Origin of the sequence: Paenirhizobium naphthalenivorans (assembly GCF_007992095.1) — a bacterium.
Taxonomy (GTDB): domain Bacteria; phylum Pseudomonadota; class Alphaproteobacteria; order Rhizobiales; family Rhizobiaceae; genus Allorhizobium; species Allorhizobium naphthalenivorans.
In genome coordinates this window covers 1-2,500 of record NZ_BJZP01000059.1, presented here as the reverse complement: position 1 = coordinate 2,500, position 2,500 = coordinate 1, and the positions used below count along the sequence as shown (strand labels likewise).

The window sequence follows — 2,500 nt, the reverse complement described above, 5'->3', positions numbered from 1 at the left end:
CAACTGGAGGACCGAACCCGCATCTGTTGCAATAGATTGGGATGACTTGTGGCTAGGGGTGAAAGGCCAATCAAACTCGGAAATAGCTGGTTCTCCGCGAAAACTATTTAGGTAGTGCGTCGACCGAATACCCTCGGGGGTAGAGCACTGGATGGGCTATGGGGACTCACCGTCTTACTGATCCTAACCAAACTCCGAATACCGAGGAGTACTAGTCGGCAGACACACGGCGGGTGCTAACGTCCGTCGTGAAGAGGGCAACAACCCTGACCTCCAGCTAAGGTCCCCAAGTCATGGCTAAGTGGGAAAGGATGTGAGGATCCCAAAACAACCAGGATGTTGGCTTAGAAGCAGCCATCATTTAAAGAAAGCGTAACAGCTCACTGGTCTAAATAAGGGTCTTTGCGCCGAAAATGTAACGGGGCTAAAGCCATGCACCGAAGCTGAGGATACGTCGCAAGACGTGTGGTAGCGGAGCGTTCCGTAAGCCTGTGAAGGGGTACCTGTGAGGGGCCCTGGAGGTATCGGAAGTGCGAATGTTGACATGAGTAACGATAAAGGGAGTGAGAGACTCCCTCGCCGAAAGACCAAGGGTTCCTGCTTAAAGTTAATCTGAGCAGGGTTAGCCGGCCCCTAAGACGAGGCAGAAATGCGTAGTCGATGGGAACCACGTTAATATTCGTGGGCCTGGTGGTAGTGACGGATTGCGTAACTTGTTCAGACTTATTGGATTGTCTGGGCGGGGAAGCGGTTCCAGGAAATAGCTCCACCCTATAGACCGTACCCGAAACCGACACAGGTGGTCAGGTAGAGTATACCAAGGCGCTTGAGAGAACTATGCTGAAGGAACTCGGCAAATTGCACGCGTAACTTCGGAAGAAGCGTGACCCCATTTTACGCAAGTAAGGTGGGGTGGCACAGACCAGGGGGTAGCGACTGTTTATCAAAAACACAGGGCTCTGCGAAGTCGCAAGACGACGTATAGGGTCTGACGCCTGCCCGGTGCTGGAAGGTTAAGAGGAGAGGTGCAAGCTTTGAATCGAAGCCCCAGTAAACGGCGGCCGTAACTATAACGGTCCTAAGGTAGCGAAATTCCTTGTCGGGTAAGTTCCGACCTGCACGAATGGCGTAACGACTTCCCCGCTGTCTCCAGCATAGACTCAGTGAAATTGAATTCCCCGTGAAGATGCGGGGTTCCTGCGGTCAGACGGAAAGACCCCGTGCACCTTTACTATAGCTTTACACTGGCATTCGTGTCGGCATGTGTAGGATAGGTGGTAGGCTTTGAAGCAGGGACGCCAGTTTCTGTGGAGCCATCCTTGAAATACCACCCTTATCGTCATGGATGTCTAACCGCGGTCCGTTATCCGGATCCGGGACAGTGTATGGTGGGTAGTTTGACTGGGGCGGTCGCCTCCGAAAGAGTAACGGAGGCGCGCGATGGTGGGCTCAGACCGGTCGGAAATCGGTCGTCGAGTGCAATGGCATAAGCCCGCCTGACTGCGAGACTGACAAGTCGAGCAGAGACGAAAGTCGGTCATAGTGATCCGGTGGTCCCGCGTGGAAGGGCCATCGCTCAACGGATAAAAGGTACGCCGGGGATAACAGGCTGATGACCCCCAAGAGTCCATATCGACGGGGTTGTTTGGCACCTCGATGTCGGCTCATCGCATCCTGGGGCTGGAGCAGGTCCCAAGGGTTTGGCTGTTCGCCAATTAAAGCGGTACGTGAGCTGGGTTCAGAACGTCGTGAGACAGTTCGGTCCCTATCTGCCGTGGGTGTAGGAATATTGATAGGATCTGTCCCTAGTACGAGAGGACCGGGATGGACGTATCTCTGGTGGACCTGTTGTCGTGCCAACGGCATAGCAGGGTAGCTATATACGGAATGGATAACCGCTGAAGGCATCTAAGCGGGAAACCAACCTAAAAACGAGTATTCCCTATCAGGGCCGTGGAAGACGACCACGTTGATAGGACGGGTGTGGAAGCGCAGCAATGTGTGAAGCTTACCGTTACTAATAGCCCGATTGGCTTGATCGTTCTCATTGACCATGCTCATCGGCCGCAAATGCGCGGCCATGAAGCCTAAACGTGTTCACTTAAATCAAACGAGGCACAGCCTCTACCAGCTTCTCAAGTTTTGCCCTTAGCCGACCTGGTGGTCATGGCGGGGCGGCCGCACCCGTTCCCATTCCGAACACGGCCGTGAAACGCCCCAGCGCCAATGGTACTTCGTCTTAAGACGCGGGAGAGTAGGTCGCTGCCAGGTCTGCTAAAGGCAAAACATAATCTTCTCAAATCACAACAACGGCCCATGCCGAGGAAAAGGGTCGCCATTCGCGACCCTTTCGTCGTAAAAAGCATAACAAATAACGCGGGGTGGAGCAGCCCGGTAGCTCGTCAGGCTCATAACCTGAAGGCCGCAGGTTCAAATCCTGCCCCCGCAACCAGCCTTAATTAAAATTACCCCGTAGCTCACGCTGCGGGGTTCTTGCGTT

1 tRNA gene and 2 rRNA genes (1 of these 3 cut by a window edge) are annotated in these 2,500 nt (G+C 54.0%); all 3 read left to right on the top strand.

Going from position 1 to position 2,500, the window contains the following annotated elements:
- Positions 1-2,042: ribosomal RNA gene (locus RNA01_RS22715) — 23S ribosomal RNA — on the top strand (it extends 758 nt beyond the left edge of the window).
- A gap of 114 nt (positions 2,043-2,156) precedes the next feature.
- Positions 2,157-2,271 (top strand): 5S ribosomal RNA (gene rrf / locus RNA01_RS22710).
- A gap of 104 nt (positions 2,272-2,375) precedes the next feature.
- Positions 2,376-2,452 (top strand) — tRNA-Met (locus tag RNA01_RS22705).
- The last annotated feature ends 48 nt before the right edge of the window (positions 2,453-2,500 follow it).